This is a genomic window from Nocardia arseniciresistens, assembly GCF_046764875.1.
Taxonomy (GTDB): domain Bacteria; phylum Actinomycetota; class Actinomycetes; order Mycobacteriales; family Mycobacteriaceae; genus Nocardia; species Nocardia arseniciresistens.
Genome location: NZ_JBKORD010000004.1, coordinates 445030 through 462017, shown reverse-complemented (window position 1 = coordinate 462017; position 16988 = coordinate 445030). Strand labels below are relative to the sequence as shown.

Annotated in this window: 18 protein-coding genes; 10 read left to right on the top strand and 8 right to left on the bottom strand. The window is 65.5% G+C overall.

Going from position 1 to position 16988, the window contains the following annotated elements; genetic code table 11:
• The 3 genes from ACLMAJ_RS09940 to ACLMAJ_RS09930 form a co-directional block, all read right to left on the bottom strand.
• On the bottom strand, positions 1–322 hold a 322-nt coding region (locus ACLMAJ_RS09940; RefSeq protein WP_412013250.1), incomplete at its 3' end, for a DUF222 domain-containing protein.
• Positions 323–1725: 1403 nt separating this feature from the next.
• A complete protein-coding gene (locus ACLMAJ_RS09935) occupies positions 1726–1932 on the bottom strand; it encodes a hypothetical protein (RefSeq protein ID WP_412013249.1) in 207 nt (68 codons plus the stop codon).
• Positions 1933–2019: 87 nt separating this feature from the next.
• A complete protein-coding gene (locus ACLMAJ_RS09930; protein ID WP_412013248.1) occupies positions 2020–2763 on the bottom strand; it encodes a GntR family transcriptional regulator in 744 nt (247 codons plus the stop codon).
• A gap of 205 nt (positions 2764–2968) precedes the next feature.
• On the opposite strand from ACLMAJ_RS09930, the gene ACLMAJ_RS09925 reads away from it, so the two are divergent.
• The 6 genes from ACLMAJ_RS09925 to ACLMAJ_RS09900 all read left to right on the top strand — a co-directional run bounded on the left by ACLMAJ_RS09925 (position 2969) and on the right by ACLMAJ_RS09900 (position 7163).
• Positions 2969–3358 (top strand): hypothetical protein, encoded by a 390-nt coding sequence (locus tag ACLMAJ_RS09925; protein ID WP_412013247.1) that lies wholly within the window; start codon positions 2969–2971, stop codon positions 3356–3358.
• Positions 3355–4053: a hypothetical protein gene (locus ACLMAJ_RS09920; protein ID WP_412013246.1), complete on the top strand. Its 699-nt coding sequence runs from the start codon at positions 3355–3357 to the stop codon at positions 4051–4053. Before ACLMAJ_RS09925 ends, ACLMAJ_RS09920 begins: the two co-directional genes overlap by 4 nt.
• Positions 4050–4778 carry an ESX secretion-associated protein EspG gene (locus tag ACLMAJ_RS09915; RefSeq protein ID WP_412013245.1) on the top strand — a complete coding sequence of 243 codons (729 nt, stop codon included), beginning with the start codon at positions 4050–4052 and terminating at the stop codon, positions 4776–4778. Before ACLMAJ_RS09920 ends, ACLMAJ_RS09915 begins: the two co-directional genes overlap by 4 nt.
• A 69-nt stretch (positions 4779–4847) precedes the next feature.
• Positions 4848–5693 (top strand): polyphosphate kinase 2 family protein, encoded by an 846-nt coding sequence (locus ACLMAJ_RS09910; RefSeq protein WP_412013244.1) that lies wholly within the window; start codon positions 4848–4850, stop codon positions 5691–5693.
• A 130-nt stretch (positions 5694–5823) separates the two neighbouring features.
• The gene (locus ACLMAJ_RS09905) at positions 5824–6597 is read left to right on the top strand and encodes a DsbA family protein (RefSeq protein ID WP_412013243.1); all 774 of its coding nucleotides are present in this window, start codon (positions 5824–5826) and stop codon (positions 6595–6597) included.
• Entirely contained in the window at positions 6594–7163 is a 570-nt protein-coding gene (locus ACLMAJ_RS09900) for a vitamin K epoxide reductase family protein (RefSeq protein ID WP_412013242.1), read from the top strand. Before ACLMAJ_RS09905 ends, ACLMAJ_RS09900 begins: the two co-directional genes overlap by 4 nt.
• Positions 7164–7185: 22 nt before the next feature.
• On the opposite strand, the gene ACLMAJ_RS09895 is transcribed toward ACLMAJ_RS09900, so the two are convergent.
• Positions 7186–8310, bottom strand: a complete 1125-nt coding sequence (locus tag ACLMAJ_RS09895; protein WP_412013241.1) for a S1C family serine protease — start codon at positions 8308–8310, stop codon at positions 7186–7188.
• A 162-nt stretch (positions 8311–8472) separates the two neighbouring features.
• Here ACLMAJ_RS09895 and ACLMAJ_RS09890 point away from each other — a divergent pair, with 162 nt between their 5' ends.
• The gene (locus ACLMAJ_RS09890) at positions 8473–9525 is read left to right on the top strand and encodes an NAD(P)-dependent alcohol dehydrogenase (RefSeq protein WP_412013240.1); all 1053 of its coding nucleotides are present in this window, start codon (positions 8473–8475) and stop codon (positions 9523–9525) included.
• A 176-nt stretch (positions 9526–9701) separates the two neighbouring features.
• Positions 9702–10937, top strand: a complete 1236-nt coding sequence (locus ACLMAJ_RS09885) for an AI-2E family transporter (RefSeq protein ID WP_412013239.1) — start codon at positions 9702–9704, stop codon at positions 10935–10937.
• Here ACLMAJ_RS09885 and ACLMAJ_RS09880 read toward each other — a convergent pair whose 3' ends face one another.
• Entirely contained in the window at positions 10938–12242 is a 1305-nt protein-coding gene (locus ACLMAJ_RS09880) for a phthiocerol/phthiodiolone dimycocerosyl transferase family protein (RefSeq protein WP_412013238.1), read from the bottom strand. It abuts the gene before it with no gap.
• Positions 12243–12337: 95 nt separating this feature from the next.
• Between ACLMAJ_RS09880 and ACLMAJ_RS09875 the strand changes: the two genes are divergently transcribed.
• Together ACLMAJ_RS09875 and ACLMAJ_RS09870 are read left to right on the top strand one after the other, a co-directional pair.
• Positions 12338–12886: a TetR/AcrR family transcriptional regulator gene (locus ACLMAJ_RS09875; protein WP_412013237.1), complete on the top strand. Its 549-nt coding sequence runs from the start codon at positions 12338–12340 to the stop codon at positions 12884–12886.
• Between the two features lie 141 nt (positions 12887–13027).
• Positions 13028–13759, top strand: a complete 732-nt coding sequence (locus ACLMAJ_RS09870) for a ZIP family metal transporter (protein WP_412013236.1) — start codon at positions 13028–13030, stop codon at positions 13757–13759.
• A 121-nt stretch (positions 13760–13880) separates the two neighbouring features.
• Here the strand turns inward: ACLMAJ_RS09870 and ACLMAJ_RS09865 are convergent, their stop codons facing one another.
• From ACLMAJ_RS09865 to ACLMAJ_RS09855, 3 genes are all read right to left on the bottom strand, one after another.
• Complete coding sequence (locus ACLMAJ_RS09865) at positions 13881–15596, bottom strand: DEAD/DEAH box helicase (RefSeq protein WP_412013235.1); 1716 nt, start codon at positions 15594–15596, stop codon at positions 13881–13883.
• A 374-nt stretch (positions 15597–15970) separates the two neighbouring features.
• Positions 15971–16546, bottom strand: coding sequence for a TetR/AcrR family transcriptional regulator (locus ACLMAJ_RS09860; RefSeq protein WP_412013234.1), 576 nt, complete (start codon positions 16544–16546; stop codon positions 15971–15973).
• Positions 16546–16971: a VOC family protein gene (locus ACLMAJ_RS09855; RefSeq protein ID WP_412013233.1), complete on the bottom strand. Its 426-nt coding sequence runs from the start codon at positions 16969–16971 to the stop codon at positions 16546–16548. Before ACLMAJ_RS09855 ends, ACLMAJ_RS09860 begins: the two co-directional genes overlap by 1 nt.
• Positions 16972–16988: the final 17 nt, after the last annotated feature.

The following is a 16988-nucleotide window of genomic DNA, read 5'->3' as shown; positions in this document are numbered from 1 at the left end:
TGCGGTGTGCGAGGTCTTGGGCTGCGCGCCATCGTGCGCGTGCTTCGCCGGGGCTGATGTGTAGCGCTTCGGCGATAGTGTCGGTGACGTTCGGGGTGGCGAATTCGTTGTTGTTCCATTGCCGTTCGATTTGCGCGACCAATTCGAGCCCGTGCCCGGGTAATGCTCGCACGACTGTCTCGATGCGTTGTAGTACGCGTAGCCGGTCGGGGTTGTTGAGGGTGTCGGTGCGGACTTTCATGACTTGGGTGAGTCCGGCTTCGAGGGTGGATAACGCCGCCTCTACCGACGGGTCGGTGATCGAGGCGGGGTTCGAATCCATGTTCGAATTATATCTCGAAATTCTTTGTTGGACACCCCTTTTCACATTCCATCGTCACATTCCGCTACCCTGCTGGCGGGCGAATTCTTGCTATTCGCCGCTGTGTAATAGTGCATCGTTCCCCGACGCGACATCGTGCGCGGTTCTGCGATATGGCATCGTTTCGCGAAACAGCGTCGTGCACCGTTCCGCGATGCGACATCGTTTCGCGATACGACATCATGCGCCGCACCCCGATACGACATCCTTTCGCGATGCGCCTCGTGCGTCGTCTCGCGTGCGTCGTCCCGCGTGTGCCGTGACTCGTGACTCGTGCGTCGTGCGTCGTGCGTCGCGACTCGTGCGTCGTGCGTCGTGCGTCGTGCGTCGTGCGTCGTGCGTCGTGCGTCGTGCGTCGTGCGTCGTGCGTCGTGCGTCGTGACGCTATGCCACATCGCGCACCGTTCCGTGATGCGACATCGCGCATCGTTTCGCGATACAGCATCGTTCGCCATTCCATATATGGAGTCATCGTCCATTCCGTATCAGGCTGATCGGCCTTGGTGAAATGGCTATCGACGGTAGTGGAATGGTGGCCGTGAATGCCTGCCCACGAAGCCACCATTTGACTACCGTCGATACTCAAATTGCTTGTCACGCAACCACCGCCAGTCCTCACGCCGGAAGCCGTGTGCCTGCCTTGCCCGGGTTGCGGTAGAGAAAGCCGGGTACCCCACCTGACGCGCCCAGCAGTACCCCCGGTAAACCATTGACCGCCAACCCATCCTGGGATGGTGATCCCGAAGAGTTCCTGCATGACCATTACCCCAAACCGCAGCCCGACCAACCCAACGCCAGCCAACTCACTCAGCGCACCCCAACCCACCCGACGTCACCCAACCCACTCGACGTACCCAACTCGCTCAGCGACGCCCAACTCACCCAACGTCACCCAACCCATTCAGCGCACCCCACCCATTCAGCGCACCCCACCCATTCAGCGCACCCCACCCACCCGACATCACTCAACCCACTCAGCGCACCCAACCCACTCAGCGGCACCCAACCCACTCAGCGCACCGAACTCGTACAGCGTCACCCAACCCACCCAGCCCCAAGCGTCACTCATCCCAACACCTCCGTAGCGTTCCCCGCCCAAGAGCCGATCTCACCTTCCAGCGGATAGCCGAGCAGTGCTGGGCACGTCGGGAAAAGTCCCGGCTTTCCCTTCCGCAGCCCGAGCAGGCAGGCACACGGCTTCCAGCGTGAGGACTGGCGGTGGTTGCGTGACAAGCGTTTACTGCCGAAGAGCAGGGAATTCCGGGTACGGACACGACACGAGTACTTGCACTGGCGAGGAGTTCGACGAGAATCGCGGCTTCGAGGCCCGCCCACCACCCAGTCTCCATGCCGGAAGCCACAATTCAGTCCGGCTCATCAGAAACAGGTAGCGGGTCGGCAACCAGCGCAACCATGCGACGCAACATTTCCGGGGCCAGTGCGAATTCGAATTCGCTTCCGCCGCTTTCGAAGACGAAGGTGAAGTAGTCGTCTCGACGCAAAGGTGCGCGGCGGACGGAGCAGTGCTCCCCCACGACCACCCAGCTACCGATGGTCAGTTGATCGAACATCGCACCCTCCCACCCCATTGGCCTATGCCACACTCGCCAAGTGGACTATGCCAGTTACGCAATGCCGCTGTCAATGCCGAAAACAGCCTACGAGCTGGCGGAATACTCCTGCTGGAACTCCCAGCGATCCGGCGGGTAGACCACCTCGTCGAACTGTAGGACCGCGTCGTCGGCCTCATGCAGTGTCAACTGATAGACAAGCACCGCCGCCGGACGGGCGAGGTCGAAGTGACGGCGTTCGTCGGTTGTGGCGAGGCGGGCACTCATTCGGTCGCGGGCATACGAAACACGCCGATCGGTCACGGACTCGAGGTATCCGACGGTCCCGCCCGCCAGTCGCTCGGCGTCGAGCAGCCGAGGCGCGATCTCGGCGAGTGCGGCGTCAAACCATGATGTCGCGAGCTCGCTGACACCGGAATCGTTGGACACCAACCGCTTCCGTACCAGCACCGAGCCACCCACCGACACCGCGAGCTCCTTTCGAACCCACACGGGCCCGTCCACCACCCCAGCCTCCAACACGGTCACCGATTCGTTCTCGGAGTGCGCCGAGCCATACTGCCGCCCCCGGTCACCCCGCTCCCGCGCCGCGGGCAGCGCACTGCGATCGACGACATACGTACCGGATCCACGCCGCGACTCCACAATCCCCTGCTGCCGCAACTCATTCAGCGCCCGTGCCGCCGTCGGCCGCGCGACCCGCCAGCTCGCGGCCAGCTCCCGCTCGGAGGGCACCTCGGCACCGGGACCTAGCTCCCCGCGCTCGATCCGACTGCGGATATCCCGCGAGATTTGCAGGTATTTCGGGAGTACTTCTTCGATTTCGGGCACCGGACGCCTTCCCCTTCGAAAACCTCCCCAGACCAGTGGCAGTGTAACCGGCTGGCGTGCCCCACATCACACAGCGCCGCAGTGCAGCCGCGAGCAAGGGTCTCCACTCACGCGTTACCGACCGGTAGAGTCGCAACCAGTACGTGCGGTGGGTGTGGACAGACGCGTGCGGTGGGTGTGGACCGAACAGAAGGGGGCGACCCAGATGGCGGTACCTGATATCGGGCAGCGGATGGCCAGACAGCTGTATGCGGCGGCCACCGGTGGCGGCGGCGAGCCGTTCGTGCTTGCCGAAGACGTCGCCGATAATCTTGCCGCGGCCTGCGACAGACTCATCGATGACCTGCAAAAGGCCACGGTCACAGGACATCTCGTCACCGAAGTTGCCGGTTTTCCGAATCTGCCTACGGGACAGGGCCTTACGCAGGGATTCGGCAACAAGGGCACGCAGTACCTGGATACCGTGACAGCCCTCCAGGAAACGGCGCTGTTGTTCAAGGCCGCATATCTCGCGGCGGGCAAAAGGTTCGAGGACGCCGACGCCGCGAACAAGGCCGCCCTCGCGCTGATCACCGACTACCTGGATCCCCGGTGAACGCGCCCAGCGATGCGGCTGCCAGGGCAACCGCCGACGACATCCGCGTCCGACAGCAACGGCTGACCAGCAACGCCGCAACAACAAGCGGTGGAACCGATCCCGCGTTCGCCCCCGAACGAGAGCGGTTCGGCGCCTACACCCATCGGGAGATCTGGGACCTCGTGCACGAGGCCCTGGATCCGGCCGCGCTCGGCGCGGTAGCGACCGGATGGGAATCGAACGCCGTCGCGCTCGCCGAGGCGTTCCAGACCTTCTCCGACGCCGCCAACCGCGAATTCGCGCGCTGGTCGGGCCGATCCGCCGACGCCGCGCACGAGGCCACCAGGGCATTCGTCCGCGCAGGCACCGAAGCACACGAGGTCTGCCGTACCGTGCAGCGCCTGATGGAGCTGAATTGCGAAGCTGCGCAAACCATTCGAGCTGCCATCCCGGCGCCGAAGGAGTACCGTCCGCTGGACGACCCTGCCGCAGAGGCCGTGCACGGGGGTCAGCGCAGAATGGAACACGACATCGCGGCCGCCGCGAGCCAGGCCGATGTCCAGGACACGATGACCTACGTCTACACCCCGACCATGCCGGCCTCCGGCGACCGCGTCCCCCGCTTCACGCCGCCACCTGATGGACCAAGCGCGACATCAGCCGATGGCACCCCCGGCCGGCCGACATCAGTCGGCGGGGGCGGAGCGCGGTGAAATGGATTCTTACTCCAGACGAATTTTCGCATGTCTGGGAAAATGAAACGAGCCTGGACCGACGGCCCTACCCGGTCAACATGATGCCCTCGGCCACCACCCGCACCGAAACCGAGTACGCCGCACTGCGATTACCGCAGCGCTTCGCGCGCCAGGCCGACCCGGATCTTGCCGCAGCGCTCATGATGTGCGCGCGCTCCGACGCAACCACCATCACGGTCTCCGGAGAACGCAGGGTCCCCTCGCGCAACGGCGCTTCGAGCGACACCGATCCGATTCTCGCCTTCGCCGCGGTTGTGCACAATCACGCGGGCATCCTGGTCGCCACCACCGACAAAGTGATCGTGCAGATGTGCCACGCTCGTACCCTCGGCCAGCGCCTTGTCCAGATTATCGGCTCGGCATCGGCGGGCAGGCTCGGTCCGATGCGGGAGCCGCAGGACGCGGTGCTGAATCCCGATCGCACCGAACCCTTCGTCACCAACGGCCACCGCGGCGCCGCACGCTTGCGCCAGACGCTGCGAAAACCGGTCGATGGCCGCGGCTTCATAACCGTGACCGTGGATCCCGATCATCCGATGTCCCCGCCGACCCGACACCGCAGTTGGCTCGACTTCACCGGCGACGGCCGGTACTTGCTCGCCTCCTCGAACGACCTGGTGCTCACCCCCGTATCCGACGAGGATTTCGCCGAACAGATCCTGCGTCTGGCACAGATCCGATGAGTACCGATTGGTCGGACACGGGTTAGTCAACGCCCCTTCTCCCGTTGCTCACCGTGGTTAGCTGGAGCGATGGCGACGCACTGGTCTCTACCGCCCACCGACGCACTGCGGGCCGATGGCTTGCGGATCGCCGACCTGGACACCTCCGGCACACCCGGATTCAAAGGCGGCAAAAAACAGGCCAGCGGATATCAGGCCGAACGCGCCCAGGTCCTGTCGGGTCTACAGGAAAAGTTGTACGCCAACGGCCGGTCCGGCGATTACCGCAATATCCTGCTCGTGCTTCAGGGTATGGACACCGCGGGCAAGGGCGGCATCGTCCGGCACGTCATCGGCTCGGTAGACCCGCAGGGCGTCGATCACGCCTCGTTCGGGGTGCCGACCGAGGAAGAGAAGCAGCATCACTTCCTGTGGCGCATCCGCAAGGCACTGCCGCGCGGCGGCCAGATCGGGGTGTTCGACCGTTCGCACTACGAGGACGTGCTCGTCGTGCGGGTGCACAACCTGGTGCCTGCGAAGGTCTGGGAGCCGCGCTACGACGAGATCAACGCATTCGAGCAGGAGCTCGTCGGTCAGGGCACCACCCTGGTGAAGGTAGCGATGTTCATATCCCTCGACGAACAGAAGCGGCGGCTCATGGAACGCCTCGAACGACCGGACAAGTACTGGAAATTCAACCCCGCCGACATCGACGAGCGCGGCTACTGGCCCGCCTACCAAGAGGCCTACCAGGTGATGCTGGATCGGACCTCCACCGAAAAGGCGCCGTGGCACGTGATCCCCGCCGACCGCAAATGGTTTGCCCGGCTCTCGGTCACCGAGCTGCTCATCGACGCCCTCGAAAAGCTGAATCTGGACTGGCCACCCCCCGATTTCGATATCGAGGAGCAGAAGCGGCGCTTGGAACAGGCCTGACCATTTCGGAATTTCTCAGGTTGACCCACGATGATGTTGGCCGTGCCAGACCACGCCGGGGCGAGCCCCGGAACTACCATCGTGGCGGCAGGAAACCCGGCAGGCTAGCGAAAGGCGTGGTGAACGCACGGTGAGCAACAACCCTGGTGGCAAGAAGAATCCGCTGGCGGCGGCGGAACGGTCCGACCGCAACCGAAAGATCTTCATTCAGGTCGGCGTTGCTGTCGTGCTGATCGGGCTGGTCGCGGCCATCGGCATCGGCCTCGCGGTGAAGAACAATCGCAAGAACGGCCCCGGCGCCACACCTACCATCGCGGCCTCCAGCCAGAGCGGCACGGTGCAGGGCTCCATCACCGACAACGGCGCGATCCGCATCGGCAAACCGGACGCGAAGGTCACCGTCCGGGTGGTCGCCGACCTCCAGTGCCCCGCCTGCAAAGGCTTCGAGGCCGCCAACTCCCAGGTGCTCGAAGAAGCCGTCAACAACGGCACGGCCGCTGTCGAATACAACGTGATCGCCTTCTTGGACAAGGCCTCGACCACCCAATACTCCTCGCGGGCCGCGAACGCGTCCTACTGCGTCGCCCAGTCCGATCCGACGAAGTACCTGCCGTGGCTGTCCACCATGTTCGCCCAGCAGCCCGCCGAGGGCGGCGCCGGCCTGCCCGACGACAAGCTGATCCAGATCGCCGAGGACGCCGGTTTCACCGATTCCGCTGTGGCCGAGTGCATTACCGAGCGCAGGTACGACAAGTACATCCAGGACAAGACCAAGGACGTACTCAACAGCGGAATCAAGTCCACCCCGTCGGTATTCGTCAACGGTAAGCAGATCGACTCCCAGCAGGAGATCTTCGGACCGGGCGGTCTCGCACCCGCGATCGCCGCCGCCGCGAGTCAGTGACCGACACAGCAACGGCGCGGTCGGCGTGGGTGCTGCTGATCGGCGGCCTCGCCGGTTGGATCGCCGCGGTCACACTGACCATCGAGCGCTTCAAGCTCTTCACCGATCCCGGGTACGTGCCCTCGTGCAGCATCAACCCGATCCTGTCCTGTGGGTCGGTAATGGCGACCGACCAGGCCGCCTTGTTCGGATTCCCGAATCCGATCATCGGCATCGTCGGCTTCTCGGTGGTCGTGACCCTCGGCGTCCTCACGGTCGCCGGGGTGCGGTTTCCGCGCTGGATCTGGGGCGGGCTGTGGCTCGGCACCGCACTCGGCGTCGTCTTCATCGGCTGGTTGATCTTCCAGAGCCTGTACCGGATCAATGCACTGTGTCCGTACTGCATCGTGGTGTGGGCGATCATCACACCGCTGCTCGCGGTCGTCACCGACCAACTGTGGGGACGTTCACGCGGACCGCTCGGCGTCATCGCCGAGTGGCGGTGGACATTCGTCGCGGTGTTCTACGCGGTGGTGCTGCTGCTCGTATTCCTGCGTTTCCAGGATTACTGGCTGTCGCTGGTCTGAATTCGATAGTCCGGCAAGGCAATCAGTTGGGCGGCCCGACCGTCAGCACCACGGGCACCGTGCGCTGAACACGGTCCGCTCCCGTGACCGCGAGACCAACTGGGTCGTTCGGTCGGCGGGTGTTCAGTGCCGCGCGCAACGATTGAGCGGTGGTGATCGCGCGCCCGTCGATCGCTGTGATCACATCGCCGGCGACGATGCCCGCGGTGTAGGCGGGCATCCCATAGGTCGCGACGTCCACCCGTGCCCCCGTGCCGGCGGGCTCCGCATTCGAGATGATGATGCCGAGGGTCGCGGTCGGCCCGATGTGCACGGTATCGGTGGGCGTACCGGATCGAATCTGCCGCACCACCCGCATCGCGGTATCGATCGGCACCGCATAGCCGTTCGCTTGGCTGTCGACCTCGCGCGCCGGCTCCCCCGACGCCGCGGTGATCACACCGACCACCGCGCCATTCCGGTCGGCGAGCGCGCCGCCGGACTGCCCCGAACTGACCGGCGCGGCGACCTCGAGCATGTTCGAGAGTGCCTTGCGCGACAGATCGGCGGAATTGAGCGCGACGATAGTGCTGTCCAGATTGGTGATGCTGCCCGTGATCGCGGTCGGGGTGCCGCCGTTGCCGCCCGCATTGCCGATGGCAAGGACCTGATCCCGCATCCGCAGCTCCGATGAGCTGCCGACATTCGCGATCACCAGGTCGACGGCATTACCGAGTTCCAGCAGCGCGATATCGGCGCCCGAGTCGTAACCGAGCACCGTCGCGTCGTATTCGAGGCCGTTGCCGACATCGGTGACGGTGACCGCTTCCGCGCCTTTCACCACGTGATGGCTGGTCAGCACCTGTCCGTCGGCGGTGAGCACGATCCCCGAGCCCGAGGCCCCGAGCCCGAAGGGAGGGCTCGAGGTGCTGATATTCACCAATGCCGGTTCGACGAAATGCGCGACCGCCACCGGATCCAGCGGCGCAACCGGCTCCGATATCGCCGACCCGGCCGTATCGGGCCCGTTGGCAGGCCATCCTGGGAGTTCACCACGGAAACCCAGGAAAGCGGCTACCGCGAGCAGCGCGGCAACGAGCAGGGCGAGCGCCCGCCCGCCACCTCTCACACGGTCCCGTTCGGGCACGCGATGCCATTCGTCGTCCATCGGCTCCCGCCTCGACTACACCTGATGAATTCCATTGTGGCCGGAGATCATCATCTCGCCGGGTAGATTCCGCCAACATCCCCGACGACTGCTCGCAGGTCGCTCGAAGAGGTCCCGCGAGGCGGTTGGCAAACATGCTCATGCGGCGGTAGGCATATACGCATGAGGACCGCTGCCGCTTACGCCATGCCTTCGCCTAATGGCGCCTTCGAGAAGGTCACCATCGAGCGCCGTGAACTAGGGCCGCGCGATGTGCTGATCGACGTCAAATACGCGGGCATATGTCACTCCGACATCCACACCGCTCGCGACGAATGGGGCGGCGCCGCATATCCCTGTGTTCCGGGGCGCGAGATCGCGGGCATCGTCGCGGCGGTCGGCTCCGCGGTGAACAAGCATCAGGTCGGTGACCGGGTCGGTGTCGGCTGCATGGTCGACTCGTGCGGCGTCTGTGCCCCCTGCCTCGCCGATGAGGAGCAGTACTGCGAGTCCGGCGCCACCATGACCTACAACACCCCGGTCGACCCTGCGGTCCAGCCGGGCGGCCATACGATGGGCGGCTACTCGACGCAGGTCGTGGTGACAGAGCATTTCGTGCTCGCGATCCCGGAGGGCATCGGACTCGACGTGGCCGCACCACTGCTGTGCGCGGGCATCACCCTGTTCTCCCCGCTGCGGCACTGGCACGCGGGACCGGGCAAGCAGGTCGCGATCGTCGGCATGGGCGGCCTCGGGCACGTCGGGGTGAAGATCGCCGCGGCCCTCGGCGCGGAGGTCACCGTGCTCAGCCACTCGCTGAGCAAGCAGGACGACGGCAAACTCTTCGGCGCCAACCACTACTACGCGACAAGCGACAAGCAGACCTTCCGCGAACTGCGCAACCGCTTCGACATCATCATCAACACCGTCTCGGCCGACCTGCCGATCGATAGCTACCTACGCCTGCTCGCGGTGAACGGGACCCTGGTGCAGCTCGGTCTGCCCGAGAACCCCATGAGCGTCAAGACTTTCAACCTCGCCGCCTACCGGCGCTCGCTGTCGGGCTCGATGATCGGCGGCATCGCGCAGACCCAGGAGATGCTGAACTTCTGCGCGGAGCACGGGATCGGAGCCGAGATCGAGCTGATCTCCGCCGACGAGATCGACGGCGCCTTCGACCGTGTCGTCGCAAGCGACGTCCGCTACCGGTTCGTCATCGATGCCGCGACGATCTAGCTGACCATTTCGAGCGACCTGCAAGCAATCGCTAGCGGACCCTTTCGAACGACCTGCAAGCAATCGCTAGCGCACCATTTCGACCGACCTGCAAGCAATCGCTAGCGCACCATTTCGACCGACCTGCAAGCAATCGCTAGCGGTCCGATTGTCGGATGAAGAGGCGGAGGAACATTGTGCCCGCGGATGAAGACAGTTCGCCCACCGAGAAGGCTTCGGCCCCCAGCGACGAAAGTATCGGCAACGCGGTGGTCACCGCCGATGTGACGGCCGAGCCACCGCCCTGGTTGCTGCGCGCGTTTCTGCTGGCCGCGGCGACGGTGGCCGGTCTCGTCGGCGGCTTCTGGCTGCTGACTCGGCTGCAAGGGCTGCTGACTGTGCTGCTGATTTCGCTGTTCCTCGCCTTCGCCATCGAACCCGCGGTGAACTGGCTCGCGGCCCGCGGCATGCGGCGCGGGCCCGCGACCGGGCTGGTGTTCCTGATACTGACCGTGCTGACGGTCGCGTTCGTATGGACGCTCGGTGCGCTGCTCGTCGAGCAGGTGACCACACTGGTCAAGAACGCGCCGCAGTACGCCGATCAGGCCGTCGACTGGATCAACCACACCTTCAAGACCGATCTGTCCGGCACGGACATCGGGAAGATCGCCAAGGACCGCAGCGCCACCATCGAGGGCTACCTGGACGGATTGGCAGGCAACGTCTGGGGCATCGGCACCACCGCGGTCGGTGTGCTCTTCCAGGCTCTCGGCGTGCTGCTGTTCACCTACTACCTCGCCGCGGACGGACCGCGCTTCCGCAACGCGGTCTGCTCGCTGCTGCCACCGCACCGTCAGCGACATGTGTTGCGCGCCTGGGATATCGCCGTCGAGAAGACGGGCGGCTACATCTATTCGCGCGGTCTGCTCGCGCTCTGCTCGACCATCGCGCACTACGTGGCGTTACGCGTGCTCGACGTGCCGTCGGCCTTCGCACTCGCGCTCTGGGTAGGCATTGTCTCGCAGTTCATTCCGACCGTCGGCACCTATCTCGCCGGCGCGCTGCCGGTGGTCGTCGCGCTGGTGCACAGCCCGAGCACGGCGCTGTGGATTCTGGGCTTCATCATCGTGTACCAACAGTTCGAAAACTATGTGCTGCAACCGAGAATTACCGCGACCACCCTGGATATGCATCCCGCCGTCGCCTTCGGCGCGGTACTGGCCGGTGCGGCGATACTCGGCGCAACCGGTGCGCTGCTTGCCATTCCGGTGACCGCTACCGCCCAAGCCTTCGCGGGCGCGTACGTTCGCCGCTACGAGGTCGAGAGCGACGTCGGTACCGACCTGCCGGATCCACCGAAGAAGGATCGCCCGAAATGGACCCGGCAGTTGACCATTCGGCTGACCGGGTCCGGTCGATCACCAACCGAATAGCTACTCGTCGGCAACGGCCGCGCAGCGTTGGATCTGCTCGATCAAAGCCAGCGTGATCTTGCCCATCTGCGTCCGGCTGTAGAGCGCCGTGTCGTATTCCACCTGGATTGTCAGCCGACCGCCGACGGTGAAGGCGGTGAGTTTCGGCGGCATGCCGGGACTCATCGCGTAGACGTCGACGCGAATGTTCCGAATGTCGTCGGGCATCGAATGTGCGGGCAGCCGACCGATATTGGAGATGGCGAGGGTGGGCGCGGCCGCCAGGATCGCCGCGGTCATCTCGTCGAGGTCACGTCGTCCGGCAAGCAGGAAACACGCGGCTTCGAGGCGATCGGTCGCCGCTTGCATAGCGGCTGCCACCGCGCTGCCCACGTCTATCGGATTCGAGTCCTCGGCAACGAGCGCATAGGTGCCCGCACCGGAGGAACAGTTGAGGATCGTGCCGACAGGCAGGTTCGCCTCGGAGCGCAGATCGACCGCGTGCCCGCAGAACAACGGCAACGGCCCCGCGTCACCCTCCAGCCGCGAGCGGAACGCGATCATTGCGGCGGCAGTGAGCAAGCTGTTCACCGAAATCCCTTGCGCACGAGCCGCTCCGACAAAGGAAGCTGTTTCCTCGGCGTCCAACTCGATTCGCTGTAGCGCGAGTCGACCGAGCGGATCGTCGCCGAGGCCGTCGCCGTCCTTGGGCAATGCACGTGGCGCCGATTCCGGACTCATCGTCGCGGTGGCGGAGCGGACCTCATCGAGCAATGCGTCGATCTCGATGTCGGAGACGACAGTCGCCAGTTGATTGTCGATGGCCTCCGGAAGACCTTGATCGGAATCCGGCTGCGGCAGCGGGGTTCCCGCCGCGTGTGCGGTGTACTGCCGCCACAGCTGCGCCAGCAACGCGAAGGCGGACCGGCCATCGGCGATCCCGTGATGGATGACCAACACGAGCTGATCACGGTCGTCACCACGCAGTAGGTGGGCACGGAACAATCCGTCGCGCCAATCCTGTTGCGTATTCACCAGATTCACATACTCGACCTCATCGCCTTCGGTGATGTCGAAGCGCGGACGGTATCGGTCGTCGCGATGGAAGCTCATCGTGCCATCGGCGTCGGTCACCACCCGGCTACGCAACAGCGGATGCGCCGCCGCCAATTCGTCGAGTACGCGTCGCAGGATTTCGATATCGAGTCGCCCGTGCACAGTCGAGCCGATGAACAGCGGCATCCCACTGGTCGGCACACTGCCGAACTTGGCACTCGGACTGAAGTAGTTGGTTTCGAAGGGAGAGAGGCGGCGCTGTGCGGTCATGACCTCAACATACACACGTTTCAAACTCTTGTCACAGACGTTTGTTTTAAACGGTTGTCACAAACGCATGTATGTCCGACTGCTATCGTGCGCTGGTGGGAACCCGAGAAGATCTCCTGACCGCGGCCAAGCAGTGCCTGGCCGAACGCGGCTACGCGCGCACCACCGTGCGCGACATTGTGGCCGCCTCCGGCACCAACCTGGCCGCGATCAACTACCACTTCGGCACGCGCGACAAGCTGCTGTTCCAGGCGATGATGGAATCGAGCGCCACCGCGGTGCAGCAGATCCTCGAGTCATTGCCCGACGGTGGCGCCGACGACCCAGCCGTGCGCCTGCAAGACTTCCTCCAGAAGCTGATTACCTCGTTCACCGAGGACCACGCCCTCTGGTCGGCGAACATCGAAAGCCTGGCCCAGGCTCTGCACTCCCCCGAGATTCGGACCGAACTCGGCAACGCTCAAGCCACGGCCCGCACCGAACTGGCCCATCTGTTTCCCCCGGCCGACAAGAACTCCCAGATAGGCGCCGTCCTGCAAACACTGATCGGCGGTCTGCTCCTGCAATGGCTGGTAGACCCCGACCACGCCCCCACCGCCGCCGACATCACCGCTGGCCTCCACAACCTGGCCGCCCGCACCTGACCGACGGGGCCAACACCCGAAGAACAGGCATAGCCGCGCTTACGTCCGAGTAGCGCCACCGTGCCAGTCCGCGTGAGTGCCCGGCGAACTCGCCGAGGCGAGGTCGCGATGGCACGGAGGGTGGTGGCACATGCTGGAGTGATGGCGATCTTGTTGGCGCTTGCGTCCATGTGCTCGACGCTGATCGGCGGGCTGGTGGCGGTGCGCATCGGGGACCGCAAGCACCTGGTGCTCGGGTTGGCGGCGGGTGTGCTTCTCGGCGTGGTTTTCTTCGATCTGCTGCCCGAGGCGCTGGAGCAGTCGGCGCACGTCGTACTCGGGGTGCCCGACACGCTGCTCGCGACGGTGTTCGGGTTTCTCACCATCCACGTCATCGAGCGCGCGGTAGCCATTCACACCGGCCACGAGGCCGAATTCGGTACGCACAAACACGGTTTCGCATCGGTCGGCATCCTTGCCGCCGCGGGGCTGATCTTCCACAGCCTGCTCGACGGCCTCGGGATCGGCCTCGGCTTCCAGGCGGGGGCCACCGTCGGCGTCGCGGTAGCCATCGCGGTCATCAGCCACGACTTCGCCGACGGCTTCAACACTTTCACCATCACCACCCTCTACGGCAACGCCCGCAAACGAGCCCTCACCCTGCTCGCCCTCGACGCCATCGCCCCGGTGATCGGCGCGATCATCGGCACCTTGATCCGAGTCCCTGCCGAAACAGTCGGCCTCTACCTCGGCTATTTCGCGGGCTTCCTGCTCTACCTCGCCACCGCCGACATCCTCCCCGAGGCGCACGCCGAACACCCCTCCCGCATGACCCTCGCCTGCACGGTCACGGGCGCCGCCTTCATGCTGGCCGTCTCCGCCCTGAGCCGATGAAGCTTCTCGCGGACAGCCGAACGGCCCCTGCGAGCAAAGGCTCGAGGGGCCGTTCGGTTGTGCCGGAGGGCAATTCGTTCAGTTGGTCGGCCCAGGTCGGCCGATTATGCCTATCGGGTGATCAGCGCCGACCGGTGCGGGGTGCGGCGGCCTGATCGCGGGAGGCGGTGCGAGCGTGCGATGCGCCGGTGCGGGCGGGGCGGGCCTGGGCCCGGCCACCAGCGGAATCGGTGCGTGCGACGGCGACACCCGCGCCACGGCCGTTGCGGCTGTGCCCACCGGCCGCGGCACCGTGGTCGGTGCGCCCACGCGACTGACCGTCGAATCCGGCCGCCCGGCCCTCGCTGTTGCGCGCCGGTCCGGCAGCGCGCTCGGAGCGGCCGCTGGAACGGCCATCGAACCCGGTGCCACGGTCGGCCGAGTCGCTCGGGCCACGCCCGTTCCTATTGCGCGAGGGGCCACCGGCCACCGCGTCGTTGTCGCGGCGACGCGACTGTCCCGCGCCAGCGCCTTGCCCGGCCCGGGTACGCGACCCACCGGCCGAGGCGCCGCGGCCGCGGCCCGCGTCACCGCTCGGGCGACTGTTCCTGTTGCGTGCCTGTCCGCCGGTGTGCGTCGAGGCGTTCGGGTTGTATGTCGGCGCGACGAACGGCGCGATCTCGCCGACCAAAGCGGTCACTGGCTCGGAATCCGCGGTCACACGCTGCGGGCTCACCTGGATGCCCGCCTTGCGCAGCAGCCCTGCCACGTCCCTGCGCTGCTCAGGAAGTACGACGGTGACCACGTCACCGGCGCTGCCCGCGCGAGCGGTCCGACCGGAGCGGTGCAGGTAGGCCTTGTGCTCGGCGGGCGGGTCGACGTGCACAACCAGCTCGACATCGTCGACGTGCACGCCACGCGCGGCGATATCGGTGGCGACCAGGACACGCGCCGTGCCTTCGGTGAACGCGGCAAGGTTGCGGTCGCGAGCGACCTGCGAGAGGTTGCCGTGCAGATCGGTCGCCGGAATGCCCGCGATAGTCAGCTGCTTGGCGAGCTTGCGCGCCTGATGCTTGGTGCGCATGAACAGGATCCGGCGGCCGCCGCCGGAGGCGAGGGTGCGAACGAGCGCGTTCTTGGCGTCGACGCCACCGACCTCGAAGACATGGTGGGTCATCGCGGCCACCGGCGAGTTGGCCTCGTCGACGGAGTGCGTCGCGGCATCGCGCATGAATCGTTTGACCAGCTTGTCGACGCCGTTGTCGAGGGTGGCGGAGAACAGCAGCCGCTGACCGGTCGACTGGGTGGCCGCGAGGATGCGCGTCACCGCGGGGAGGAAGCCGAGGTCGGCCATGTGATCGGCCTCGTCGAGCACGGTGACCTGCACTTCGTTCAGGTGCACGACGCGCTGACGCATCAGGTCTTCCAACCGGCCGGGGCAGGCGACGACGATATCGACGCCCGCGCTGAGCGCCCTGGCCTGACGGACCTGGGAAATGCCGCCGATGATCGTGGTCACCGTCAAGCCGCAGGCCACGGCCAATGGCTCCAGTGCCGCAGTGATCTGGGTCGCCAGCTCACGCGTCGGGGCGAGGATCAGGCCGGAGGGTCGACCCGGCTTGCGCACACCACCTGCGAGCCGATCGACCATGGGGATGGAGAAGGCCAGCGTCTTACCGCTGCCGGTCTTACCGCGACCGAGGACATCACGCCCCGAGAGCGAATCGGGCAGGGTGGCGGCCTGGATCGGGAACGGTGCGGTGATGCCGCCCGCCACGAGGGCGTCGACAAGCTTCTTGCGCACACCGAGTGCGGCGAAAGAAGTAACAGGTGCAGGGCTCGAGGAACGAGTCGTCATAAAAGTACGGGTGCCTTTCCGGCATCGGGTGTTGTACCGCAGCGGCACGCAAGAATGGGTGTCCATACCTGCGTTCGGTGTTATGACACCCAGCTGCGGGGCCGACGCGAAAGAAAGACATCCACGACGGACATAGGGCGACTGTGCAAGATCAACAATCGCCGACTAGCAACCATAGCGCAGTTCCCCGACTTCCGCGTCAGAGGCGTGGTACGTCACATCGCCAGGCCCCTCGATCGGTACCGATCACCCGCGCCGAGAAGCCGCAGCGAGCCCGACTCCCCCAGTGCCACCAGCGATTTCGTCACTGGCAGGAGATGCGCCCGCCCTCGAACGTGACTTTCGTCATCCGCTCGCGGGCAGTTCGCCACTTACTACGCGTCCCCGGGCGCGATCGCCCGCAGGACGGCGGTGACGGATTGGTCGGCGAGCGCGTCGGTCAAGGGAAGGTGGGCGAAGAGGGCACGGTAGTAGATCGGGGCCGCGATGGCGTCGAGGACGAAGTCCATGTCCAGATCCGGATCGATTTCGCCGCGGCGGATCGCCGATCGCAGTGCGGCCGCCGTGGTTTGTCGGCGTGGTTCGAAGACGGTGGCCAGGAAGTGATCTCGTAGGGCCGGGTCGTTGGCGAGGTCGGCGACCAGGGCGGGCAGGACTTGGTGTAGCGAGGTATCTCGCAGGGCGGCAATAAGATTGCGCATGGCGATCGTCAGATCGGCGCGGAGATCGCCGGTGTCGGGGGTCGGGTGCAAACCGAGCAGGTCGGCGACCACGTCGACGACAAGGTGCCGTTTCGACGGCCAGCGGCGGTAGATCGCGGGTCGATGGATACCGGCCCTGGCCGCGACCTGACCGATGGACAGGTCGGCATATCCGGTGTCGTCGAGCAGTTCCCTTGCCGCGGCCAACACTGCCGCATCGATTCGGTCCTCCCGAGCCCTGCCCGCCATCAGAAGACCGGTCGCGGCATCAGTACCACTCGCCAGCCATCCGGATCCGGGAACGTCAGCCCACCGTTCTCGTTCCAGTACGGATTCTCCGCCGCCACCGGCTCCACTCCGAACTCACCGAGTCGCCGCGCCGCGCCGTGCATCTGCGCGTCCCCCGAGAAGTACAGCACCAGAAGGTTTTCCGCACTCGGCGCGGCACCGGGACTGCCGTCCACATGGGTGGTGAACTCCAAGTGGTACGCGGCGCCTGGCAATCCGAGCATCACTCCGTCATACCCGGCGTGGTTCTCGAACCGGTACAGCTCACGCAGCCCCAATCCTTCGACATAGAACCGCACCACCTCCGCCAACCGATCGGTAGGGCGGGCAATCCGAACTTGCGCCACTCCCAACGACTCGGGCCAGGTCTCGATCGTTCCGGTCATAATTCGACGGTACGGTA